Source organism: Turicibacter sanguinis (assembly GCF_013046825.1).
Classification (GTDB): domain Bacteria; phylum Bacillota_I; class Bacilli_A; order MOL361; family Turicibacteraceae; genus Turicibacter; species Turicibacter sanguinis.
On the sequence record NZ_CP053187.1, the window covers coordinates 514,643 to 537,067 of the forward strand.

A 22,425-nucleotide genomic window follows, 5' to 3' on the forward strand; every position below is an offset into this window, starting at 1 on the left:
CTTTTTATTCAATCCCTATTTTGTTTTTACTTTATATCCACAATAATCTAAAACTAATTCGCAGAACATGGCATTTGCCCATGAGAACCATTCACGTGTATATTCATTTGGATTATCCACATTAAATCCTTCATGCATTAAACCTGTTCCACCATCCGTGCGCTTAATCACTTCCAATAATTCTTTTTTATAGGCTTGATCTTCACATGTAAGAGCCTGCATTGCTAATGAAATATGCCAAATATAATTAATCGGTGTATGTGGACTTCCAATTCCTTGTGCAGCTGTTCCCTTATAGAAGTAAGGATTCGCTTCACTTAAAATCATTCGACGTGTATTTTGATAGACCTCATCCTCTTCACTCACATAGCCGATATAAGGCATTGATAATAAACTTGGTAAATTCGCGTCATCCATTAAATTGTATTGTCCAAATCCATCCACTTCATAAGCATAAACTTTTCCAAACTTGTAATGTTCAATCGTTCCATACGTTTCAATTGCTTCACGAATTTCAACCGCTAAAGCTTTCGCTTCTGCTGCTAATTTTTCATCATTTAAAATTTCAGTTGCAATTTCAACTAAGTAATTTAGAACAACAACCGCAAACATGTTAGATGGAATTAAATAACCATACATACACGCATCATCACTTGGTCTAAATCCTGACCATGTTAAACCAATGTTTGACTTAACTAATGCCCCTTTACCATCACGTGATAATGTATCTGTGTAGTAGCAATCTTTTCTAACAAAGCGATAAGGCGATTGATTTTCATGATCTTGCTCTGTACGCCAAACTTCAAGAATTTTATAAGCTGCTTCTTTGAATGTCTCATCAAAGTGAGAAGTTGTTCCAGTATTTTTCCATAATAGATACGCCATTTGTAGCGGGAAACATAATGAATCAATTTCGTATTTTGCTTCCCAAATCCATCCTGACATATCAGTTTCATCTTGTTCCCAACAATTCCCGTTATCAGCCTCATTAAAAGCGTTTGCATAAGGGTTTAATAAAATATACATCATTTGACGGCGAACTAATCCCTCAATTAATTTTGTAATTTCAGGATCTTCTTGCGCTAAAACATAATAAGGACGTAATTGACAAACTGAATCTCGTAACCACATGGCCGGAATATCTCCTGTAATAACGTACGTCGTTCCATCATCCATCTTTTTAACTGTCGTATCTAACGTATTCGTATAACAGTTTTTAAACATTTGAATTAACTGTTGATCATCCCCTAATTTCTCTTCCACCTGTTTAATTAGATTTTGCATTGATTGTGGTAATTGTTTTTCCATCCTACTCTTCCTTTCCTATATTTAAAGTTTTCATCTTTGCTAATAGCGAATTTCTATCACCTGAAATAGCCCCTCTCACATGAAAACTTTTATCTTTATCTTCTTTAATCTTCTAGTTAGACAATAACACCGCTATCATTTATTTTCAACTTGCTTTATTCTACATATAGTGTACAAAACATATATTAGTCTAAATAAGCTTTTTACACGTAGAAGACTTCTAATCCATCTTAATGATAAAAGGGATTAAATATAAATTTATGAATTATTTTTCTGTTTGTATGAGATTCCAATGTCTGAAATTTAAAACTGAATAAAAAATATTAAATGGCTGGATTACACAATAGACTAGTACGTAAAAATCCTTTCCTAACCATTTCATTTATCTATGAAGCATCATAAAAGTTAGAATATTAAAAATTAAAATCCTAGTGGCTAAGCAACTAGGATTTTAATTTATCATGCTATTTTAAACAGGGCGATTTAATGTATTTGACTTCTAACTATTCTTTTACTGCCCCTACTGTAAGTCCACTTACGAAATATTTTTGGAAGAATGGATACGCAAATACGATTGGTAATGTTGTGATTACAACAATGGCCATTTTTGCTGTATCTTTTGGTAAATTGTTAGCTACACTTACCCCATCCGTTCCAAGCATAGCAGCATTATTAGCTAAGAATTCCATTGTTCCCTCAATCTTAATTAATAAATATTGTAGCGGAACTAATGCACTTCTATCGATATAAAGCATCGCATTGAACCAGTCATTCCAAAATCCTAGTGTTAAGAATAATCCAATTGTTGCAATGGCTGGAAGTGATATTGGTAATACAATTCGTGTAAATACCGTAAGTTCTGAAGCCCCATCAATTTTAGCTGATTCAACAATAGCATCTGGAACTGTTGTTTTAAAGAACGTTCTTAAAATGATAATGTGGAATGAGCTAACACAAATAGGTAGGATTAATGCCCATAACGTATTTTTAATTCCAAGGAATCGTGTATTTACAAGGTATGAAGCTACCATCCCCCCTGAGAATAACATTGGGATGAAAATTAGTTTTGTAAAGAATTTTCGATAAGCGAAGTTCTTTCTTGATAAAGCATAAGCAAAACTTGTCATAATAACAAGACCAAGTAAAGTCCCGCTAATGGTAACTAAAATTGTAATTCCATATGCTTTAAATATTTGAGGCCCTGTTCCTCCAGCTCCAAAGATATATTTATAAGCATTTAAGCTCCACTCTTCTGGCCAGAATTTATATCCATTCATTTGAAGACTTTGTTCACTGGTAAAAGAGATGATGATAACAAATATAAATGGAATAATACACATTGCCGCAAGCGCCCCAAATAAAATATTTAGCGCAATATTAGCTGGTTTTGAAATTGAATTGAATTTATTTTTCTCCTCATCTTTTGCTAAAAAGATTCTTTTGAAAAATGATTTTTTTTCTTCAAGAACTACCTCTTCTTGTTGTTGAAATTTATTTTCTTTGATAATCTCCATCTTTAATACACCACCTTTTTTAGAAGAATGCATTCTCTTCGTCTACTTTTCTAACAATAGCATTTGTTCCAAGAATTAAGATTAATCCAACAAATGACTGATATAAAGCTGCAGCTGAACTCATACCGATATTTCCTAAGTTTGTTAATCCACGATATACATACGTGTCGATAACGTTTGTAACAGGATATAACGCCCCTGAGTTTTTAGGTAATTGATAGAACAATCCAAAGTCTGATCTAAACATTCCACCTACTGCTGTAATGAACATGATAATCATAACTGGCTTTAATAATGGAATGGTAATGTATTTAACCTGTTGCCATTTTGAAGCTCCATCAATCATTGAGGCTTCGTATAATGATTTATCGATTCCACAAATTGAAGCTAAATAAACAACTGTTCCATATCCAATTCCTTTCCACTGACTCATAAAGATAATAATGAACGGCCAATATTTCGCCTCAGTGTACCAAGAGATTCCGTCTTGTCCAAATGATCTTAACATCGTATTTACTAATCCTTTTTCAGGACTTAAGAATGTGTATAAACAGTAACTTACGATAACCCATGATAAGAAATATGGTAAGAACATCGCACTCTGATAAAACTTAGATAATTTTTTATTTAGTAACTCTTTAAGTAAAATAGCTAACGTTACTGGAAGTACAATCCCTAAAACAATGAAAACTAAGTTATAAGCTACTGTATTTCTAGTAATAACCCATGCATCAGTACTTTTAAATAAGAACTCAAAATTCTTTAATCCTACAAATTCACTCTTAATTAAACTTTCAAAGAATCCACCATGAATTCTCCAATCTTTAAATGCTATTAAGATTCCGAACATAGGTAAGTAAGCAAACGCTATAAACCAAAGTGTTCCAGGTATTGTCAAGCCTAATAACTCCTTGTTATCTTTGAACTTTTTCCATCTAGAGTTTTTCTTTTTAACTTTTACTTCATCGGCCATACTCTATCCCCCTCCTATGTAAACGCTTATCTGGCTTGATTAAAATATACCATATATAGAATTTAGTTTAATAGATGAAAATTCTTAGGTTTAATGTACTAATTTTAGTTCGTAACAAATTTGATTAAAAAAAGCTAGAGATTTTAACAAAGCAAAAAATTGAATTCCTTGCCTCTAAAACCTCTAGCTTTATTTATTAATAGTTTTTCATTTCCCTTAACGTCGATGGTGAGACACCAAAGAACTTTTTAAACTTACGATAAAAATAACTTGAATCTGTATAGCCAACTTCCTTAGCAATATCATTAATTTTCATATTCGTTTCTAAAATGAGCTCCTTAGCTTTCATATTCTTCGTTTTATTCAAATAATCCGAGAATGAACATCCAACTTCCTTATTAAAAATTTGTCCTAAATAAGAGCTATTAATGTTATATTGATATGCCAATGTTTTTAAGCTTAGTTCTTCATAGTATCTCTCATTAATCGTATTCACGATTTGTTGCACAACAGGACTATACTTTATCGTATCCTGTGTCATCACTTCCATAAACTCGTCTAACTCACTTAAAATAAATGTCTTAATACTTTCTCGCGTATTCTCATGACATAACTCAATAATCGTATCACTCAAACTTTCTCGTGTGTATTTTTTATCCACCTTAAACTCTTCTTTAACCTTATCCATCAGCAAAACAACCTTAATTGAAAAATCATAAATATTCTTAGGCGTTAATTCTTTATTCTCAAAAACTTCATCAACGTAAACTTTTAACGCTGCGCTATTTTTTTCAATCATTAACTTATTGATTTGCTCGATTTCATCCCTAAACTTCACATCTTTATGTTTAATAACCGAAATCATCTTTTCGTTAACAACACGATTCATCCCTTCAGTCAACATATACTTCTTCAACTTTTTAGCCACCATATAACTTTTGCGTAAATCATCAATCATATTGACACTTGATCCTACTGAAATGAAAATATCATACTTTAGCTCAGTTTGCAGTAAATCTCTTAGTTCTCGATACTCCTCTAAGATTTCATCATCAGTCTTCTCTTTATCCCAGCTATTAATCACTATAATTTGCCCATCAAATTGATACAACACTTCACACTGACTTTTAAACACTGACTCAACAATCGGATTAATATTAATATATACCTCTTTATCCTTTTTACCATTAATGAAAATATTCGTGACCGTATATTTTTCTTTATAAAAATCAACATACATATCATCTTTTATTCCAATGACTTCTTTCACATCATACTTTCCATTTAAAAAGGCTAGTAACTTTCCTGTTTTATCTAACCCTCTATTAATAAATTCTTTCTCCTTCGCGATATTATCTACTAATTTTTTTAACGCTACTTCTAATTCTTCTTCATCAACTGGTTTTAAAAGATAATTTTCAACCCCATATTCAATTGCTTTTTTAGCATAGGCAAATTCATCATAACCACTTAAGAGAATGAATTTTACCTTCTTGCCCATCTCATTAATTTCTTGAACTAACTCTAAGCCTGTTTTAACTGGCATATTGATATCTGTTACAATAATATCGACTGGATTATCTTTAAACTTTCTAATCGCTTCTTCACCATTTTCAGCAGATTGAACGACTTCAAGCCCTAGTGCTTTCCAATCAATAATTGACATTAATCCTTCCGTAATAAAAATTTCATCATCAACTAACATAACTTTTTTCATACATTAGGCCCCCTTTTGCAAGGAATCATAATGACGACCCTTGCACCCTTACTATTATTATCTAATTGAACTCCATAACCTTCACCATATGCTCCAACGATTCGTGCATGAGCATTAATAATTCCTATGGATTGATTCGCTGTATTTCTGCATAATTCACCTGTCAGACTTTCATTGAGCTGTGTTAACTTCTCTGGTGGGATTCCTTTTCCATTATCATCAATGATAACTTTAATATTCTCAGATTCTTTACTGACATTAATCTCAATAAAATTATTAGTCTCTTCCAATTTAATTCCATGCATAAAATAATTTTCAATTAAGGGTTGTATCGCAAATTTGATCATTTCATTATCTAGTAATTCATCTGGACAATTAATCTTAAAATCAAATTTCTCACGATACCTAAACTTAAAGATTTCCATGTAACGAGTACAATACTCAAGTTCACTTTCTAAAGTGATAAAATTATGATCTTTAACCTGTTTTCTAAATAAAAAGGATAAATTATATAACATTTTCCCGACATCTTTATCCCCATTACAAACAGCCTTCATCCGAATACACTCTAGCGTATTATATAAAAAATGGGGATTAATCTGATTTTGGAGAGCAATCATCTCCGCTTTCTTTTGATTAATTTCAGCTAAATAACTTTTATTAATATAGCGATCGAGCTCACTACACATCTCATTAAAATTCTGTGAGATATAGCTAATTTCATCCATTTCATCTCCAATTGGAATTTTAACTTTAAGATTTCCTTCTTTAACTTCCTCCATCACCTCTAGGATAGCATCTGTCCTTCTTGTCAATTTTTCTAATTTCCACTTTAAAATGACTGCACTAACAAAGATTAAAAATAAATCAAGTAAAAGTATCGATGAATAAAAAATCTGTGGCGCTTCAATTAAGTTTTGCATTGAGATTGCCGTAATGACACTTAACTCATCAGAAAATTTAGTTTTAAATAAACTTTGATGATTTCCGGGAATTTTATATTCTTCTCCTTCTTTTAAGTCGCTCAAAGCTAATAAACTTTCCTTTGATGGCTCTTCTGACTTGTCTTCAGGGAGATAGGCCGTTTGATACTGTTCATCATAAATACAAAGATTATAATTAGCTCCATACTTCGCAACAATATTATTCACTTCAGATAAATCGTAAACCACAATTAATTTTCCTTCTTCTACTAATGTATCTGGATTATTAATTGAGTTCACGTGATACAGTTTATTTTCCGAGAAAAAAAGTTCCGGTAACTTCTGAATCACTGTCTCATAATTTTCTATTTTTTCAATATAAATCTGATTATCATGATTAAATGATCTAACTTCATTCAGTTTTTCACTTAAAAATATAATATTTTCTACCTTATTATTCGAAATAAATGCACTGGCCACAAACCTTTCAACACCATTATAGGTAAAATGATTACTGCCTGAGAAACTATCTAATTTATTTTTTAAATAATCATTCGAATGATTATTTAGAAAATAAATGATATCATTCGATAACATATAATCGTAATACATTGAACTGACAATGAATTTATTAGAGTTTTCAATCTCTTTGAGTAGTTCATTGGCGTTATATCCAAGCTGTTCCCCTAATGATATTCGGTTACTTTTACTTTCAGACACCACATAATTAATTAAATAAAGATCGAACCCCCCTATCAAACAAATGATAACTAATGAATAAGTTAAAAATAAGTTATTGTATAGCATCGATTTTTTAGCTAGCATATCTCCCCCTCCTTTATATGCTTTTAGCTATACCTAGTGGTACCCAATTTATATTTTAAAGATATTCTATCTATTTGTCATCCTTTTTTTGTATGCGCTATTTTTTCCATTATCTAAACATTCTATAATTTTTAAATCAAAAATATGAAAAATACACTATTAAATTCTACGATAAATGAGTATATTTTTCCTATGACAGTATTGAAAACGTTTGATTTTTTTTTACAATACTGATTATGGTGATGATTAAAAGGGGGATTAACGATGTCAGAATACTTCAACTTTAATAAATTGTTTGATATTTGTAATTATATTTTTTCATTCCTTGTCTTGAACTTACTTTTTATGCTCTTAAATATACCTATTATTCTATTTTTCTTATTGGTTGGAATCAGCAAGATTTCCACTTATCTACCTTTATTTTTACTCTGCTTAATTCCAACAATGCCTGCATTTAACATTCTAGTTTACTGTATGCGTAAACTATTAAAAAATAAAGGATTTAATCTCCTATCTGATTTTAAAAAAGGGTTCTTGCTTAACTTTAAACAAAGTTTACTCATTTGGTTTGTTGAGTTAATTTTTATCTTTGCTTTATACTCAAATATTGTTTTCTTCAAGTCAGCTTATAATAATACCATTGTTAGTTGCTTATTCTTAGGACTCTTAATTATCCTATTATTAATGACACCGTTTATTTCATTACTCATTAGTCTATTTTCAAATAATGCATTAAATATTTTAAGAAATGCACTCATTCTTATTTTTAAAAAACCACTACTCGCCATAACCAATATTCTAATTTTCCTTGCTGCGCTAGTTTTATTTGAAATCAGCCCTGCTGTGACTTTCTTATTTATTACTAGTTTACTTGCTTTCTTATTTGTCTTTTCAAATCGATTCCTAATAGAAGAATTAGAAACCATCTCTAACAACTAAATTTAAAAAAGCCTTGATTCTCATTTCTAATCAAGGCTTTTTTGGATTCTCTAATAAAAATGGGACTGAAAGCTAATCATTTTCAGTCCCATTTTTTTAACATGTTTTAATTAATTCTAAGTTACCTTCAATTGTATATTTAATTCCTTTTGGTAAATAGACTGTTTCTTCTGGATTTAATATAATCGTTTGATCATCAGTTTTCATTACACCGCATCCTTTAGTTGCTGTATAAGTATAAAAATCACCACATACTTCATCAGAATATTGTCCATCAACAATAATTTTTTCAACATTGAAATATGGAGTTTCTAACTTAGTGAAGTTTTCGATTTTACCACCATTTGTTTCTGGGTTATAATCGATGACTTCTAATGCTTTTTCGATATGCATTTCACGGTCACGTCCCCAATCATAAAGACGGTAAGTGACATCGCTACTTTGTTGGACTTCAAGTAGTTTTATACCACCTTTAATCGCATGAATGGTCCCCGCTGGAATATAAATCATATCTCCAGCTTTTACACTGATATCTCCTAAGTAATCTGCTACGCTTCCCTCTTCAAGGATTTTAGCGAATTTTTCTTTGTTTAATCCATCTTTAATTCCACAGATTAGTGAAGCTCCTTCTTCTGCTTCTAAGATGTACCAGCATTCTGTTTTTCCGTTGTCATTTTCATACTTACGTGCAAACTCGTCACCAGGATGAACTTGAACTGATAATGATTCATCTGCTTTAATGATTTTGATTAAAATCGGTAAATCTTTCTGTAAATAATCATGTAAATTTTCGTTAGTATCTACTAAAGTCGAGCATCCGTTACGATGTGTAGAGAGATTCCATTTTTCATAACCCCAAACTTTTTCGCTATAAAATGGATTTAATTTTATAATTTTTGTCATACTAGAATCCCCCTTGTTCAGATAATTGCTTAAACCAGTGACCACTCTTTTTAATCGTCCGTTTTTGCGTCGTTAAATCCAGTGAAATTAATCCATATCGGTTTTTATACGAATTACACCATGACCAGCAATCAATAAACGTCCACAGATGATATCCTTTGCAGTTGGCCCCCTCTTGAATCGCTTTATGTAACCATGCTAAGTGATCCTGAATAAACTCAATACGGTAATCATCCTCAATCATTCCATCGGCATTTAGAAATCGTTCTTCCCCTTCAACTCCCATCCCATTTTCAGATATATAAAATGGAATATTACCATAATTATCTCTTATATTAAGACAGATATCATAAATCCCTTTTTCGTAAATTTCCCATCCACGATGAGGATTCATTTTACGACCTGGCATCTTATAATAGTCAAAGAACCAATCTGGCATAAAGATGTCTTTATTAACTTCACTTTCTTTTGCTTTAATTCGACGAGGTTGATAATAATTTACCCCTAAATAATCAACTGTGTTATGTTTAATAACCTCTAAGTCTTCTGTTTCATATTGAGGTAATACATCATGTTCCTTTAATAATGAAACTAAATCTTTTGGATACTCTCCTTTAACTGATGGATCTAAGAAACTATTATTAAAGAATAAATCCGCAATATGTGCAGCTTTAACATCATCAGGATTTTCAATCGAACGTGGATAAGACGGTGTTAAATTTAAAACAACCCCGATTTGGCCATCTAAATTTAAGCTTTTATAAACTTCTATTGCTTTTGCACTCGCTAACATCGTATTGAAGGCGACTTGAATCCCGCGTTTTCCATCCATGACATTTGGATAATGCCAATTATATAAATAACCCGCTTCAACCGGAACAATCGGCTCATTAAATGTGATCCAGTGTTTAACACGATCTCCAAATAATTCGAAGCAGACCTTAGCATACTCAGCATAAGCCTCTACAACCGCACGATTTTCCCATCCACCCATTTCTTGCATAGTGGCTGGCATATCAAAATGATATAAATTCATAAATGGCTCAATACCATTTTCAATTAACTCATCGATAACATTATTATAAAAATCTACTGCCTTTTGATTTACTCGACCAATCCCATCAGGAATTAAACGACTCCATTGAATCGATGTTCTAAATGAGTTATGCCCCGTCTCTTTTAATAACTGAATATCATCTTTATAGTTAGCATAAAAAGTCGATGTATCTTTTGGTCCAACTTGATTATGGAATTTTTCTGGTTCAATTTGAAACCAATAGTCCCAAATAGATTGCCCTCTTCCATCTACATCAGCACCTCCCTCACTTTGCGGTCCTGAAGTTGCCGTTCCCCACCAAAAATCCTTGGGAAATACATACTTTAAACTCATACTAGTCCACCTCTTTATCCTTTAATTAGTTCTCCATAAAAGACTAACCCTATGTTAGCTAGCATCATTATAGCACTTTCATTTTTAATTCTTTAGTGAACAAATCTCATAAACAGTGGACTTTTATTAGACAGTTTTATAACTAATAACAACAAAATAAACCCGATTAAATCGATGGGGATTTAATCGGGTTTAAACGTTATTTATTCTACAATTTTATAGTATGTTTTAGCTGTTAAATTAAAGATTAATGCATAGATACTAGCAAAGATGACAATCGTTCCAATCGTAGCTGCTAAAAAAAGTTGGGTATTCATCAATCCGAACAAAGCGAGTAACTTTGTAATAATCGGGAAGGCAAACGCAATATGAATCATCATGAAGATAAGTGGTAAGAAAAAGACCATTAAAATTTGAACACGAATCGTTTTTCTAATCTCTTGTTTACTCATCCCCACACGTTGCATAATTTCAAAACGCTCTTTATCATCGTAACCTTCTGAAACCTGTTTATAATAAATAATCAACACAGTTGCCATTAAGAAGAGTGTTCCGAGGAAAATTCCTAAGAAAAATAATCCGCCATAACTCATCAAAAAGTCAGCTCGACTCGATGCTGCCCCTGAAACATACGCATCAATGGAATTCAATCTAAATTCAGTGTTTAGGGAATCTACAAACTCTACTGATACTTCATCTGTGTTATCCACATTAAATCCTACACTATAATACACATCCTCTTCGCCAAAAATTTGAATATCATTGACGATTAAAAGATAGACTGGAAAAAGTGAATTTTCTTGTTTGGGTTGAAAACTGACTTCATCAAATTCCTGCTTAATCTGATATACCTGATTATTAATCATTATTGAATCTTTTCCATACGTTCCCGATATTGAAAAGATTAGAACCTCATCAACACTCAACTGAATATCAGTTTGTTCTAATCGATTAAAATCATCGATTGAGATAAATCCAAATGAATAACTATCAGAACTTATATTTTGGCCTAAAGCATAGTTTCCGTCTTTTAACGTCGCCATCATCGATTTACTTTTATAATGAAACTCATCTTTAAGCTTTATCTGATATTCATTAACTTTATCATCTAATATTTGATTTATACGATTAATCTTTTCATCATTGACATCATTTCCTCGAAGGAAAACATCCTGTGGATATTGAGTATGTAACGATTCTTCCATCCCAACATACAGTGAAACCGTTGTAGATAACATGACAATCACAGCCGTACTTAAAATACAAATATTCGCTAATCCTTTAGCATTTTGTTTCATACGATACATCATGCCTGATATCGCAATAAAGTTATGTTTTTTATAATAGATTTTCTTATTTTTTCGAAGTAGTTTTAACACCACAATACTTCCAGCTGTAAATAGTTCATACGTCCCAATCATGACAAAGATAACAGCGACTAAAAACAAAGGAATAGCAGCAAGAGGCGTCTCAACAGATAAAGCAATCCCATATCCAATTCCTAACGAAAGAACACCAATGATGGCACTAATCCATTTTGTTTTCGGTTCTTTTTCCCCAACCTGTCCACCTTTTAATAGCTCAATTGGTTTAGACATCCAGATTTGAACTAAGTTACAAATCAACGTCAGAATGAAGATAAGACTAAAACATTGCGCTGTAAATTCAATAGATGCCATATCTAGTTCAAAGCCTAGTGGAATATCAAATTTTAATAACCTTAGTAGTAGGACGAACATTAATTTATTTAAAATAATCCCCCCGAATAATCCAAATGCTAAACTAATCAACGAGGTAAAGAGGGTTTCGAAAAACAATACCCAAGCAATATGTTTTTTCTCCATCCCTAGTACATTAAATAAACCAAGTTCTTTCTTACGTCGCTTAATTAAAAAACTATTCGTGTACAGTAAGAAGATAACTGAAAAAATGAGGATGACCACAACGCCCATTGATAAAATACTTTGTAAAGACATAGAATTTGGCATATTAAGTAATCCATCATTTAAAGAAATGGCATGCATCACATAGAACATCATCATTGTGCCAATACAAGTCAGAATATATGGCATATACGTTTGCTTATTTTTCTTAATGTTCATCCAAGCAAGTTTAGGATAAAGAAACTTATTCATGAGTTCGCCCCCCAGTAGTCATGACCGTTAGGGAATGAGAAATTTTCTCAAACATCTCCTCGTTTGACATTGAACCTTTATATAATTGATGAAATACCTCCCCATCTTTAATAAACAATACACGATTTGCATGGCTTGCTGCTTTCGTACTATGAGTTACCATGACAATGGTTTGACCAGATTCATTAATAGTCGTGAATAAGTCGAGTAACTGATCCGTTGATTTCGAATCAAGAGCCCCTGTCGGTTCATCTGCTAATATAAGTTCTGGATTTGTAATTAAAGCACGAGCAACTGCCGCCCGTTGCTTTTGCCCACCTGATACTTCATATGGGAACTTTTCTAAAAGTTCTGAAATTCCAAGTGTGTTGGCAATGGGTGTTAATCGTGCCATCATCTCCTTATAGTGAGTTCCTGATAACACAAGGGGTAAGAAAATATTATCTTTTAATGAGAAGGTATCCAGTAAATTAAAATCTTGAAAAACAAATCCTAAATGTTCACGGCGAAATGCCACCATCTGTCCCTCTTTAATCCCAATAATATTTTTTCCATTTAATAAAACCTCTCCGCTACTCGGTTTATCAAGTGCCGCCAAAATATTTAACAGCGTTGTTTTCCCAGAACCAGACTCTCCCATAATGGCTACATACTCACCGTATTCCACTGAAAAATTAACATCCTTTAACGCCTCAACTTGGTTTCCCCCAAAACGTGTTGTGTACACCTTTTTTAAATGATTCACCTCAAGTAATGACATTGCACGTCCTCCTTTTCTAAACTCGATTATAGTTTTATTATAAGAAAAAAGGAAATGCTCTGCCATTTCATGGTCTTACATTTCCAACTGCTAACCTTACATTGATGTAAGGTTGCTTATTCATACCTTGATTCTTTGCGACTTAAATCAATCATTACCTTAGTTCCAACACCTATTTCAGATGTCACCTCAACATTATGACCTAGTTTATTCAAGATTTTGTGACACAAATAAAGACCAATTCCCGTCGCCTTTTTGTCCATTCGTCCATTATATCCCGTATAGCCTTTTTCAAAAATACGTGGCAAATCCTCTTCGGCGATTCCAATTCCAGTATCTTCAATGACCAACATTTTTGGATTAATAAAATCCATATAAATAGAAATCGTCCCCCTGTTTGTGTACTTTAAAGCATTTGACAATAATTGTTCAAGTACAAACACCAACCACTTTTCATCAGTAATAACAATAGTCTCCATCTCTTGAAACTCAAGCTTTATATTTTTTCGAATAAACTGACTTGCATACTTTCGAATCACCTGCTTCACAAGATCAGACAGCCGATATTTTTGTAACATTAAATCAGCTGACATTTCATCGATTCTTAAATATCCAAGTACCATATCAACATATTGCTCCATTTTAAAAATTTGCTCTAGTAACTCCTTATTTACAGAACTTGGTTCTGTTTGAACTAATAATTTCATCGCTGCAATTGGTGTTTTAACCTGGTGTGCCCACATTGTATAATAATCCATCATCTCAGTTTGCTTATTATCAAATTGAAGTTTAATCTTTAATCGTTCCTCTTGCAGAAGACACAATGCTTGTTGATAATCCTGTTCAATCAATCGATTGGATATAGGTAGCGTCGCTAAATGAACCTCAATTTCCTTTTTGATAACTTGTAATTGCTGATGCTTTTGATAGTAGTTAGAAAAATCAAAGAGACTATAAATAAAAGCGACAAATAACCATAAAAACATGACGTAAAAGATAGCTTCAAAATGAAGATTATAAAGCATAAAAATAATGCATGCGCTGATTAAAAAGGAAACATTCAATAAAATCAGTTTCAACTGATCTTTTATATATGCCACAAAAATTTTCCATTTATTCATCTCTTACTCCTTCTTCAACCACTCATTCCTATTATTTAGAAATACTTATCTTTTATCATCCTTCATCTATTCCACCATATAGCCAATCCCTTTTTTCGTTTTAATAAAGTTTTCTAATCCGATATCATTTAACCTTTTTCTTAAACGAGTCACATTAACGGTTAAAGTATTATCATCAATAAAGCTATCACTTAACCACAGGCACTCCATGATTTCTTCACGACTGACAATTTTACTTTTGTTTTCTAAAAGTAATTGTAATATTTTAAATTCATTTTTGGTTAGTTCAATTTTAATCTGCTGATATTCAACTGTTGCATCATTCAAATTCAAAATAACTCCCTGATGCTCAATCACATTCAATGTTCCTGAAAAAGAATATGATCGTCTAAGTAAAGCCTGTATCTTCGCCACCATAACCGTTAAATCAAAAGGTTTAGAGATGAAATCATCGCCTCCCATATTCATTGCCATGACGATATTCATATTATCGGACATCGATGAAATAAAAATAATCGGGATTTGAGATAACTTACGCATTTCAGCGCACCAGTGATACCCATTAAAATATGGAAGTGATATATCTAATAAAACAAGATGAGGATTAAAATTGATAAAGTCGTTCATAACCTCTTTAAAATCTGTTACACACTTCACATCATAATCCCACTGAGTTAGCACCTTCTGAAGTGACATAGCAATGGTTTCATCGTCTTCAACAATTAACACTTTATACATAACCGTAACCCCCTTCGATAGTCTAATTATACACAAGTGTCAACAACTTTAAACTAAAACTTCTAGATTTATCCACATTTTAATTCTACCTATAAGTCTATCCCTCATTTTCCTAACATTAGGCTATAATAAACTTATTAAATATCCTACTCTTTACCATCACTATAATAAGGTGAACATAATGAATCTGAATGAAAAAATTATAGAAGAAATTAAAATCGTTGCAGCAAATTACGATAACATCTCAAAAATTTTACTTTTTGGATCACGGGAACGCGGAGATAATCATTCACAAAGCGATATCGATTTAGCAGTGTATTCAACAGACTCCATTTCTTTATTTGTTGAAGAAATTAATACAAAGGGCAATACACTTCTAGAATTTGATGTAACTCTTATTTGTTATCTCAAGTACTAAAAGAAGGTATGATAATCTATGAAAAAGTTACAGTATAAATTTACAAACTTGAAAAAAGCGTATGCTCGATTAATAGAAGTTTCTTCTTTTATCTGACGGAAACAATAATATCTTTAATTCAAAGATTTGAATTTACTTATGAACTAACACATAAAACACAACAAGACTTTTTCAAATACTCTGATATCACGTTAGAAGTGACTTTTCCACAAATGATTTATAAAAAATCATACAGTAATAACCTGATTGATGATGAACAACTATGGATTAGACTGCTAGAAGATAAAAATGCAACCTGACGTCTTTATAGTGAAGATGCAGCAAATGATATTGCGAATCGTATTGTTTCTGACTATGTTGAGGCTATTGATTGTTTAATTCAAAAGTTAAATAACTTAACTGAAATTGAGAAATAAAAAATTCCCTTAGAGATTAACGCTCCGAGGGAATTTTTTTATTATAATTAGGTTAAATTACTAATTCATTTTTCGTTTTTCAATTAAATATTTTTGAATAAATAATTTATTGGCTAATGAGAGCACAACAGATTGTGCGATTTCTCTTTCAAGAGTGACCGGATCTGGTGTTGAAAGCTCTTGATCACGACGACTAAAAACATATTTTAGAGCATCTTCAAGTTCATCACAGAATAAATCATATGCCACCTCTGTCGGGCAGCTCCCAATTTGATTTTTTATTAACTCACAAATTTCCGTCAGGCTATAGACTTGTTTTAACAAGCACACAACAATTAAATAAGCTAAATGCTTTTCATTGTATCTTCGATTCAATGGCGGAGAAACAACTTTTTGTTTAACATAATTATTGAGCATGGTTGGTGTTAATAATTTTTCTTCTGGATTTAAATTTAAAGGTTTTAACGTCTCTTCGATATAAAGAATCACTTGATCTTTATAAAGAGCAATGCTCGGTAATTCGTTATATCTCGGACAATGAAAATCTAAAATATCTTTTAGCTCAGTTTCTTCAATATACATTATGATAACTCTTCCTATCTCTTAACCTAAAATTTCATATTTTTTAATAACTTGAATGGCAACACAGTTTGGTCCACCTTGAGTTGTAAACACTGGGGTTAACATCATGATTTCTGTTTCAACATTTTCAATATTTTTAATTATAACGTCTTTAGCTATATTTGCCAACTCTTCATTGCAAGCATGCGTAATATAAATTTTATACTGTTCATTTACCTCCATTTCTTTGTAGCAATCACAAATTTCTTGAATAGCTTTTTTGAAGGTGCGTTTAGTTGCGAACTTATCTAATCGCGTACTATCTTCTGATAATGTCATAACAGGAACTAATTTAATTAATCCACCGATTTTTCCTACAAGAGGAGATAAACGTCCCCCTCGTACTAAATAATCAAAGTCATTAGGAATTAAGAATGATTTTGAAGTTTGAATTAATTTTTCTAGTTCTTCTATAATTTCTGCTTTTGTTTTATTTGCCTGTGCTAATTTAACCGCCACTTCAACTAAGTAACGTTGTGGTCCACAAAGTGTTCGTGAATTAATGACAGTAATATTTTCAGCATGATCAACCATTGTACGTGCTGTACAAGCTGAATTATAAGTTCCTGATAATCCATCAGCTAATGTAATATTGATAATTTCATCTTCAGGATATTGATTATAAACATCCACCACTTCTCCAATTGATGGTTGTGATGAAATAGGTAAATGTCCTTCATTGATAATTTTAACAAATTCCTCTGTTTGAATTTCAACTAATTCTTTGTAGCTTTTATTATTAATCGTTACACTTAACGGTGTTACATCAAAGTTGTGTTTTTTTGCTTCTTTAACTGAATAAAGTGTTGATGAGTCTGAAATAATTCTAATCATATTCTGTTCCTCCAAATTAAAAAGTCACACTCTCTAAAACATATAGTATTAAATACTATATGTTTTAGAGTAACACTTTAAATTAAGTTTGTCAATCAAACTATTGAGGAGATTCTGTAAAATATAAAGCGTTGTCAAATATAAACAAAAAAGGGCGAAATAATTTCACCCAGGATGTTGATAATAACGACCGTCATTTTTTTATTTAGATATATTGTAATTTAAATCCTTATGAATCTGTTCTTTTACACATTTTAACATAAGTTATCAGCACTATTAATTGTTTTAATTTTAGAATATTGTACAGTGAGTTTATACTCAATTACTTAACAGAATGATAAATGGATAGAAGGTTCTTCTATATAATCTATCCTCTCTTTCGATCGTCACTTTATCCAATGTTGAATTTTATCAAAACTTCGCCATACGCAACACTAATAGGCTACTTACAAGGTCTAGATTCGTAAAGAAGATGATTTATTTGAACTGGTATACCGATCAATTGTTTCAAATTTATACCCTTTTGAAATCCACAACGGTATAACATCTTTTAATGCCTCAATCGTGTGAATTGGAGCACGATTCTTTCCCCTTCCATCATGTAGACAAATAATATCGTTTGCTCTTGTTCTTTCAATTAATTTAACTTTAATCATTTGACTTGTATTTTTCTTTCGCCAATCCTCAGCCATCACATGCCAGATGATTAGTCGTAATCTATAGCGATGTAATTGCACTAACGTCATCCAATTAATTAATCCCCATGGTGGCCGATAATACCTTACATTAATACCTAAATCTTTCATAACTTCTATCCCTTTATCAAAATCTTTCTTCATATAAGATGGTGCTTTCCATAAAGCATTTTTATGTTCATAAGAATGAAAACCAATTAAATGTCCTTCTTGTTGAATCCGTTTAATTAGATCATGATTTTCTAAAGCAAACCGTCCTACTACAAAAAAAGTAGCTTTTACTTGATACTTTTTTAATAGATCTAATAATTGTGGTGTATAAAAATGATCTGGTCCATCATCAAACGTTAAATAAAGTGTATGCCCATTTGTTTTCTTAAAAATTAATCTTTTCATTCTAACCCAAATAGATGGAATAACACCATACCCCAAAATACCTAATAAACCTATCCAAATGACTTTTTTTCTCAACATCTTCACCTCTATTTTGGATATATTAAAGGGGACTAGAGTTGATAAAATGGTTTTTAATATTTTTCATATTATCTTTCATTCTTTGTTGATCTTCCCTATTTTCGAGTAACTCTAAGATGTCTCTAGTAACCTCTTGTCTCTTACTTGACCATATAACTCTTCCAATACGGGCCTCTTCAATATATTTTGCATTTTCAATCTCCTGTATTAAAAAAGGATTAATAATATAAAGTGGTGTTTGTGTATGAATGGCTTCAAACATCGTAATCCCACCTGACTTCGTCACTAATAAATCAGCACGTTTCATATAATCTGCAACATGATTGGTAAAGCCAATAACTTCAATACTCGGAAACTTTTTTTCACTCTACTACAAAGTTTTGTATTATGCCCTGTAATCATGGTTAATTTAATATCTTCTCGCCTTGATAACTGTTTTAAAAAATGATCTGGTGATGAAATCAATCCTAGTCCCCCACCCATAATTAACACTTCACGTTTTGCTAACCTCTTGTCTTTTTTCTCTTGTGAAGGGCCTTTAAAGCATTGCTTAACCGGAATGCCACAAACCTTAATTTTTGAAGCTGATACACCCTTTTGAAGTAAATCTAATTTAGTTTTTTCTGCTCCTACAAAATAAAAATCTGTTTGAGAGGCTATCCATTCTTCATGCACCATGATATCTGTTATATACGTATAGAGTGGAATATCATCTTGCTTCATCTCTTTATATGTTGAAATATATTGCGGACATACTGGGCAAGTCGTAATAATAAAATTAGCTTCGTACATCTTTAACATCTGCTCAATCTTATGCGTCATAATAGTCTTAAAAGGCATATGACTATATCTATCTGTTATTTTGTTAAACATATTATAGATGAAGGCACATTTCGTGACCATAAAGTTAAATCCACCATAAATCCATTTATTGAGATGAGGGAATAAATAGTCAATAACATCTACGACATGAATCGTTGCATGAGGATACGTTAATAAAATTTCCTCTCGAATAGCTTCTGACACCGAGACATGTCCTATTCCAAACTTGGCTGTTAAGATTAGAATATTCAAACTATCACTTCCCTTCAATCGATACGATATATGTAAGTCCAGATAAGTTTTATACACCCTCAAAACTTTTATTTTCCCTACTAGTGGAGGAAAGCTACGATTCGCAACCTCATCCGTAGCGCAGGGGACCCATTCCCTACTAGTGGAGAAAAGCTACGATTCGTAACCTCATCCGTAGCGCAGGGGACCCATTCCCTACTGGTGGAGGAAAGCTACGATTCGCAACCTCATCCGTAGGGCAGGGGACCCATTCCCTACTGGTGGAGGAAAGCTACGATTCGCAACCTCATCCGTAGCGCAGGGGACCCATTCCCTACTGGTGGAGGAAAGCTACGATTCGCAACCTCATCCGTAGCGCAGGGGACCCATTCCCTACTGGTGGAGGAAAGCTACGATTCGCAACCTCATCCGTAGCGCAGGGGACCCATTCCCTACTGGTGGAGGAAAGCTACGATTCGCAACCTCATCCGTAGCGCAGGGGACCCATTCCCTACTGGTGGAGGAAAGCTACGATTCGCAACCTCATCCGTAGCGCAGGGGACCCATTCCCAAAAATATGATGGACTGTAACTGTTCTTAGATATGTAGATTTCCTAGCGTTTTGCGTACAAAACACTCCTCAACTATTAGGCAAAAACGTAGATTAAACCTAATAAAGAACGTTGCAAAAGATGTGAGGAACTAAACTTTTGTATTAGTTTTTCCAATCTATTCTTTATTTAAGCGCAAAAAACAAAAAAAGACGACTCTTGTCGAAATAACAAAAGTCACCTTTTAAAATTTTTATTCTGCTTTTATTAAAGAAGCTTTAACTTCAAGTGTATGCTCCACATAATCTGTAATAATATTATCTACACCTAATTCCATTAAACGCTTCGTTTCATTTAAATTATTAACGGTCCAAGCAAAAACTAATTTTCCATGACGGTGAATATCTGCAACTAAATCAGCTGTAATAAAACTTGATTGCAGACTAAATACATCTGCATACTTCATCTCACTCACATCACCGTAAAGAGCTGATGTAATATATCCTGTCATAATTTCGTTATTATATTCTTTAACTCGTTTTATTGCCTCATAGTCGGCTGCTGTAATCACAATATCCTCAAGCATGTCATGGCTTGCTACCATATCGACAACCAGTCTTCCTAAATCCTCCTCAGACGATTTCAATTCAATATTTAGTTTGGCACGACCTGCACATAACTCTAAAGCTTTTTCAAGTGTTGCGATATGTGTTCCCTCGAAAATATCATCAAATGATGCTCCAAGATCAATCGTGGATAACTCATTATATGTTAAATCACTTATTTTTTTCTTTATTCCTGCCATTCTTTTGAGTGTTCGGTCGTGAAAGAGTACTAACACCTCATCTTTCGTTTTTTGAACATCAACTTCAATATAATCTGCCCCATGCTCAATTGCTAACCCAATCGCGGGCATTGTATTTTCAGGCGCCATTGCTGAATAACCACGATGAGCTGTTATTTCAGTCTGTCTGATAAGGGATAATGTCTCAAACGTATCTTTATAAATATTAGACCCCATCATCAATCCAGCACCAATGAAACAAAAACAACATAAAATAAAGATACTCATTACTTTTTTGGAAGAATCTAAATTTATATTCCTCCAACCTGGCACGCCAATTCTTTTCTCATGTAACCAATGATAATAGCTGGCACTTATTTGACAATACTGGGCTGGAATCAAAAAGATGGTCATTAATAAAATTAAACTCATAAAAACAATAATCTTGACTGTAAAAATCCAAATAGAAAACTGATTTAAAGTTTCAGTTAACAAAGCCATCATACCAAATCCAACTGTTTCAAGTAATAAAACGGACACAATGACGGTTGCATACCATAAAATTACCCTTACTACACTATTTAAAAATCGATGATGTGTCATTTTAACGCTCGCCTGAATAGATGAGCTTAAACTTAAATCCGATAAATTGTACCAATGAGGACAATACATCCATCTTACACATCCGATTGAAAACAACACCCCAACAATCAAAAATAAAATCATCCATAATCGATTCGAGACAATATAGTCATTTACCACACCCGTCAGTGTTAATTTTGGAAAATAGCTTCCTCGAATATTAAAATAAAACATTAAAATTCCCATTACTGCAATCAGTGCTATCACCAGATTTGTTTTAATTAACTTGAAAAGTGACTTCAAGGATAAATAAAATAGATCAAACCACGATATTTTTACCCGGTGATACGATGCATGAAAAGCGTACACTAAACCACTAATTTCACAAAACAACAGTAATGTAAAAAAACCAAGCAATAAAAAAATAATAATCAAAGTAGATGGTCGTAATAAATACGACATAAAATTTTCAACTGTAATAAATCCATAACCACTCATATAAACTGATAACCTAAATAAAAGAAGTAAAATCGGTGTATAAATCATCCATGACATCAGCTTAAATAGCAGTTCAAATAAGAGAATCCCTTTAAAATTATACTTAAATAAAGCAAATGCATTCTTGAGTTCTAGCCCCATTGTTTCAATCCCTCTTTACCTAATAAACTATAATTTCAATGACTATAATAAATAGTATTAATTAACAAATATCACAAATGATGTAATAAGTAAAATAAATTTATGATGATCC

At 32.3% G+C, this 22,425-nt stretch carries 20 protein-coding genes; 3 read left to right on the forward strand and 17 right to left on the reverse strand.

What is annotated here, in order from left to right:
* Window positions 1–15: 15 nt before the first annotated feature.
* The 5 genes from HLK68_RS02595 to HLK68_RS02615 form a co-directional block, all read right to left on the reverse strand.
* Window positions 16–1,308 carry a glycoside hydrolase family 125 protein gene (locus HLK68_RS02595; RefSeq protein ID WP_006783983.1) on the reverse strand — a complete coding sequence of 431 codons (1,293 nt, stop codon included), beginning with the start codon at window positions 1,306–1,308 and terminating at the stop codon, window positions 16–18.
* A gap of 503 nt (window positions 1,309–1,811) precedes the next feature.
* Window positions 1,812–2,822, reverse strand: coding sequence for a carbohydrate ABC transporter permease (locus HLK68_RS02600; protein WP_006783982.1), 1,011 nt, complete (start codon window positions 2,820–2,822; stop codon window positions 1,812–1,814).
* 19 nt (window positions 2,823–2,841) lie between these two features.
* On the reverse strand, window positions 2,842–3,795 hold the full coding sequence (locus HLK68_RS02605) for an ABC transporter permease (protein WP_006783981.1): 954 nt from the start codon (window positions 3,793–3,795) through the stop codon (window positions 2,842–2,844).
* Window positions 3,796–3,991: 196 nt separating this feature from the next.
* Complete coding sequence (locus tag HLK68_RS02610; protein WP_006783980.1) at window positions 3,992–5,512, reverse strand: response regulator transcription factor; 1,521 nt, start codon at window positions 5,510–5,512, stop codon at window positions 3,992–3,994.
* Window positions 5,509–7,260, reverse strand: a complete 1,752-nt coding sequence (locus tag HLK68_RS02615; protein WP_009606251.1) for a sensor histidine kinase — start codon at window positions 7,258–7,260, stop codon at window positions 5,509–5,511. Before HLK68_RS02615 ends, HLK68_RS02610 begins: the two co-directional genes overlap by 4 nt.
* Before the next feature lie 264 nt (window positions 7,261–7,524).
* Here HLK68_RS02615 and HLK68_RS02620 point away from each other — a divergent pair, with 264 nt between their 5' ends.
* Complete coding sequence (locus tag HLK68_RS02620; RefSeq protein ID WP_006783978.1) at window positions 7,525–8,199, forward strand: DUF624 domain-containing protein; 675 nt, start codon at window positions 7,525–7,527, stop codon at window positions 8,197–8,199.
* A 96-nt stretch (window positions 8,200–8,295) separates the two neighbouring features.
* Here HLK68_RS02620 and HLK68_RS02625 read toward each other — a convergent pair whose 3' ends face one another.
* From HLK68_RS02625 to HLK68_RS02650, 6 genes are all read right to left on the reverse strand, one after another.
* Complete coding sequence (locus tag HLK68_RS02625) at window positions 8,296–9,102, reverse strand: type I phosphomannose isomerase catalytic subunit (protein ID WP_132942565.1); 807 nt, start codon at window positions 9,100–9,102, stop codon at window positions 8,296–8,298.
* A 1-nt stretch (window position 9,103) separates the two neighbouring features.
* Window positions 9,104–10,492 (reverse strand): glycoside hydrolase family 1 protein, encoded by a 1,389-nt coding sequence (locus tag HLK68_RS02630; protein WP_055163845.1) that lies wholly within the window; start codon window positions 10,490–10,492, stop codon window positions 9,104–9,106.
* Window positions 10,493–10,695: 203 nt separating this feature from the next.
* On the reverse strand, window positions 10,696–12,627 hold the full coding sequence (locus HLK68_RS02635; protein WP_055163848.1) for an FtsX-like permease family protein: 1,932 nt from the start codon (window positions 12,625–12,627) through the stop codon (window positions 10,696–10,698).
* Window positions 12,620–13,387, reverse strand: coding sequence for an ABC transporter ATP-binding protein (locus HLK68_RS02640; protein ID WP_132942566.1), 768 nt, complete (start codon window positions 13,385–13,387; stop codon window positions 12,620–12,622). The genes HLK68_RS02635 and HLK68_RS02640 overlap by 8 nt, the downstream gene beginning before the upstream one ends.
* Window positions 13,388–13,503: 116 nt before the next feature.
* Entirely contained in the window at window positions 13,504–14,508 is a 1,005-nt protein-coding gene (locus HLK68_RS02645) for a sensor histidine kinase (protein WP_009607505.1), read from the reverse strand.
* A 66-nt stretch (window positions 14,509–14,574) separates the two neighbouring features.
* Window positions 14,575–15,246: a response regulator transcription factor gene (locus HLK68_RS02650; protein WP_055163851.1), complete on the reverse strand. Its 672-nt coding sequence runs from the start codon at window positions 15,244–15,246 to the stop codon at window positions 14,575–14,577.
* Between the two features lie 181 nt (window positions 15,247–15,427).
* Between HLK68_RS02650 and HLK68_RS02655 the strand changes: the two genes are divergently transcribed.
* Together HLK68_RS02655 and HLK68_RS14780 are read left to right on the forward strand one after the other, a co-directional pair.
* Window positions 15,428–15,664 (forward strand): nucleotidyltransferase domain-containing protein, encoded by a 237-nt coding sequence (locus HLK68_RS02655; RefSeq protein ID WP_132942567.1) that lies wholly within the window; start codon window positions 15,428–15,430, stop codon window positions 15,662–15,664.
* A gap of 116 nt (window positions 15,665–15,780) precedes the next feature.
* Window positions 15,781–15,963 (forward strand): nucleotidyltransferase substrate binding protein, encoded by a 183-nt coding sequence (locus HLK68_RS14780; RefSeq protein WP_350022281.1) that lies wholly within the window; start codon window positions 15,781–15,783, stop codon window positions 15,961–15,963.
* Window positions 15,964–16,140: 177 nt separating this feature from the next.
* Here HLK68_RS14780 and HLK68_RS02665 read toward each other — a convergent pair whose 3' ends face one another.
* The 6 genes from HLK68_RS02665 to HLK68_RS02690 all read right to left on the reverse strand — a co-directional run bounded on the left by HLK68_RS02665 (window position 16,141) and on the right by HLK68_RS02690 (window position 22,313).
* Window positions 16,141–16,662 carry a DUF1836 domain-containing protein gene (locus HLK68_RS02665; RefSeq protein WP_055163856.1) on the reverse strand — a complete coding sequence of 174 codons (522 nt, stop codon included), beginning with the start codon at window positions 16,660–16,662 and terminating at the stop codon, window positions 16,141–16,143.
* A 21-nt stretch (window positions 16,663–16,683) separates the two neighbouring features.
* On the reverse strand, window positions 16,684–17,535 hold the full coding sequence (locus tag HLK68_RS02670; RefSeq protein WP_132942568.1) for a DegV family protein: 852 nt from the start codon (window positions 17,533–17,535) through the stop codon (window positions 16,684–16,686).
* Window positions 17,536–17,990: 455 nt separating this feature from the next.
* The gene (locus tag HLK68_RS02675; RefSeq protein WP_230311880.1) at window positions 17,991–18,704 is read right to left on the reverse strand and encodes a polysaccharide deacetylase family protein; all 714 of its coding nucleotides are present in this window, start codon (window positions 18,702–18,704) and stop codon (window positions 17,991–17,993) included.
* A 22-nt stretch (window positions 18,705–18,726) separates the two neighbouring features.
* Window positions 18,727–19,011: a glycosyltransferase gene (locus HLK68_RS02680; RefSeq protein ID WP_006784649.1), complete on the reverse strand. Its 285-nt coding sequence runs from the start codon at window positions 19,009–19,011 to the stop codon at window positions 18,727–18,729.
* Window positions 19,008–19,778: an MGDG synthase family glycosyltransferase gene (locus HLK68_RS02685; protein WP_055163862.1), complete on the reverse strand. Its 771-nt coding sequence runs from the start codon at window positions 19,776–19,778 to the stop codon at window positions 19,008–19,010. Before HLK68_RS02685 ends, HLK68_RS02680 begins: the two co-directional genes overlap by 4 nt.
* 783 nt (window positions 19,779–20,561) lie before the next feature.
* Window positions 20,562–22,313, reverse strand: coding sequence for a glycerophosphodiester phosphodiesterase family protein (locus tag HLK68_RS02690; RefSeq protein ID WP_132942570.1), 1,752 nt, complete (start codon window positions 22,311–22,313; stop codon window positions 20,562–20,564).
* Between the last annotated feature and the right edge of the window lie 112 nt (window positions 22,314–22,425).

Excerpts from the sequence above, each read along its gene's own strand:
- HLK68_RS02675 (WP_230311880.1), bottom strand. The coding sequence starts at position 18,704 with ATGTTGAGAAAAAAAGTCATTTGGATAGGTTTATTAGGTATTTTGGGG.
- HLK68_RS02665 (WP_055163856.1), bottom strand. The coding sequence starts at position 16,662 with ATGTATATTGAAGAAACTGAGCTAAAAGATATTTTAGATTTTCATTGT.
- HLK68_RS02670 (WP_132942568.1), bottom strand. The coding sequence starts at position 17,535 with ATGATTAGAATTATTTCAGACTCATCAACACTTTATTCAGTTAAAGAA.
- HLK68_RS02595 (WP_006783983.1), bottom strand. The coding sequence starts at position 1,308 with ATGGAAAAACAATTACCACAATCAATGCAAAATCTAATTAAACAGGTG.
- HLK68_RS02600 (WP_006783982.1), bottom strand. The coding sequence starts at position 2,822 with ATGGAGATTATCAAAGAAAATAAATTTCAACAACAAGAAGAGGTAGTT.
- HLK68_RS02655 (WP_132942567.1), top strand. The coding sequence starts at position 15,428 with ATGAATCTGAATGAAAAAATTATAGAAGAAATTAAAATCGTTGCAGCA.
- HLK68_RS02650 (WP_055163851.1), bottom strand. The coding sequence starts at position 15,246 with ATGTATAAAGTGTTAATTGTTGAAGACGATGAAACCATTGCTATGTCA.
- HLK68_RS02610 (WP_006783980.1), bottom strand. The coding sequence starts at position 5,512 with ATGAAAAAAGTTATGTTAGTTGATGATGAAATTTTTATTACGGAAGGA.
- HLK68_RS02645 (WP_009607505.1), bottom strand. The coding sequence starts at position 14,508 with ATGAATAAATGGAAAATTTTTGTGGCATATATAAAAGATCAGTTGAAA.
- HLK68_RS02680 (WP_006784649.1), bottom strand. The coding sequence starts at position 19,011 with ATGAAACGTGCTGATTTATTAGTGACGAAGTCAGGTGGGATTACGATG.
- HLK68_RS02620 (WP_006783978.1), top strand. The coding sequence starts at position 7,525 with ATGTCAGAATACTTCAACTTTAATAAATTGTTTGATATTTGTAATTAT.
- HLK68_RS02640 (WP_132942566.1), bottom strand. The coding sequence starts at position 13,387 with ATGTCATTACTTGAGGTGAATCATTTAAAAAAGGTGTACACAACACGT.
- HLK68_RS02625 (WP_132942565.1), bottom strand. The coding sequence starts at position 9,102 with ATGACAAAAATTATAAAATTAAATCCATTTTATAGCGAAAAAGTTTGG.
- HLK68_RS02690 (WP_132942570.1), bottom strand. The coding sequence starts at position 22,313 with ATGGGGCTAGAACTCAAGAATGCATTTGCTTTATTTAAGTATAATTTT.
- HLK68_RS02605 (WP_006783981.1), bottom strand. The coding sequence starts at position 3,795 with ATGGCCGATGAAGTAAAAGTTAAAAAGAAAAACTCTAGATGGAAAAAG.
- HLK68_RS02615 (WP_009606251.1), bottom strand. The coding sequence starts at position 7,260 with ATGCTAGCTAAAAAATCGATGCTATACAATAACTTATTTTTAACTTAT.
- HLK68_RS02630 (WP_055163845.1), bottom strand. The coding sequence starts at position 10,492 with ATGAGTTTAAAGTATGTATTTCCCAAGGATTTTTGGTGGGGAACGGCA.
- HLK68_RS02635 (WP_055163848.1), bottom strand. The coding sequence starts at position 12,627 with ATGAATAAGTTTCTTTATCCTAAACTTGCTTGGATGAACATTAAGAAA.